The organism is Candidatus Thioglobus sp. (assembly GCF_028599055.1).
Classification (GTDB): domain Bacteria; phylum Pseudomonadota; class Gammaproteobacteria; order PS1; family Pseudothioglobaceae; genus Thioglobus_A.
In genome coordinates this window covers 1-1730 of the sequence record NZ_JAQRMS010000215.1, presented here as the reverse complement: position 1 = coordinate 1730, position 1730 = coordinate 1, and the positions used below count along the sequence as shown (strand labels likewise).

General features: G+C 40.3%; 2 protein-coding genes. Both read right to left on the bottom strand.

Annotated features, from left to right (window positions below; all coding sequences use genetic code 11):
• On the bottom strand, nt 1-1110 hold a 1110-nt coding region (locus tag PSN35_RS07525), incomplete at its 3' end, for an ammonium transporter (RefSeq protein WP_300031652.1).
• Nucleotides 1111-1119: 9 nt separating this feature from the next.
• Nucleotides 1120-1464 (bottom strand): P-II family nitrogen regulator, encoded by a 345-nt coding sequence (locus PSN35_RS07520; RefSeq protein ID WP_300031649.1) that lies wholly within the window; start codon nt 1462-1464, stop codon nt 1120-1122.
• Between the last annotated feature and the right edge of the window lie 266 nt (nt 1465-1730).

Here is a 1730-nt window from a genome sequence, read left to right as displayed (position 1 = left end):
CCATAAAACCATTGAAGTACCAAACACCCAAACAAAGATTGTACCTGCACCAGCTAACTGACCAGTGAACGACACACCTGAGTTTGTTAATGGTACCGCTAATAAGCCCCATAAACCAACCACACCGTGAACTGAAATTGCACCAACTGGATCGTCAATCTTAAATACTTTGTCTAATACTGAGATTGAGAATACTACTAATACACCACCAACAGCACCAATTAACGTTGCTTCTAGAGCAGTTGGCGTATCAGGTCCTGCGGTAATCGCTACCAAACCTGCTAGTGCACCGTTTAACGCCATAGTAAGATCTGCCTTACCCCATAGTAGTTTAACTAGGATAAGTGCTGCAATCACACCACCGGCTGCTGCTGCGTTAGTATTCAAAAATACCATTGCTACTGCATTAGCACTTTCTTTACTAGCCATCGCTAAAACTGAACCACCATTAAAACCAAACCAGCCCATCCACAAGATAAATGTACCTAGTGTTGCTAACGGCATGTTTGCACCTGGAATCGCATTTGATGAACCGTCTTTATTGTATTTACCCTTACGAGCACCTAGCACCATAACACCTGCAAGCGCTGCTGCTGCACCGGCCATATGTACAATACCTGAACCAGCAAAATCAGAGAACCCTAAGTCACCTAATACAAATAAACCAAATACTGATTCACCATTCCATGTCCATGCACCTTCCATTGGGTAAATAACGCCCGTGAAAACAACTGCAAATGCAAAGAAAGCGAATAATTTCATGCGTTCAGCCACTGCACCTGAAACAATACTCATTGCGGTTGCAACAAATACCACTTGGAAGAAGAAATCTGATGGCGCTGCGTAAGTTGCATCCTTAGCCACCGTCTCAATACCTTCAAGCATAACGCCACCGCCATACATAATATCGTAGCCGTAAACCATGTAGGTTGTACAAGCAATGGCAAATAAGCCAATATTCTTAGTTAAAATTTCGGCCGTATTTTTACTACGAACCATTCCCGCTTCTAACATTGAGAAGCCTGCTGCCATCCACATAACCAAGGCACCCATTACCAAAAAGTAAAAAGTGTCAATGGCGAATTGCATTTCTAAAATTGTATTTTCCATCATATCTCCTTAAAGTGCTACTGAGCCAGTTTCGCCCGTACGAATACGAACTACTTCATCTAATGAGGTAACAAATATTTTTCCGTCACCAATTTTGCCACCGTCAGCTTTTGCACTACCGCTAATTGCTTCAATCACACCTTCAACCTGGTCAGCTTTGATAGCCACTTCCAGCTTAACTTTTGGTAAAAAATCTACCGTATATTCGGCACCTCTATATAGCTCTGTATGTCCTTTTTGACGCCCAAAACCCTTAACTTCAGTTGCTGTTACACCCGTAACACCAATAGCTGACAATGCCTCTCTGACATCATCTAACTTAAATGGTTTAATAATTGCTGTGACCATTTTCATTATCTTTCTCCCTGTATTTAAAACAAAAAAAATGCCAGTTATCGCCATCTACAAAATTGCAAATAGTGATAACTGGCATCTATACCATTTAGTGCAATACTCCTTCATGAAGCATGCAAAAAAAAAACGCTTATTCAAATACTCAATGAAGAGAATCTAAATAAACGTCTATGTTTGTTGTTAAATCCCGCCTTTGGGTCTAACTCCTGAGAATTATAACCGCTTTAATAAATAAATACAACTTAAATTTAAATTTCACTTGGATT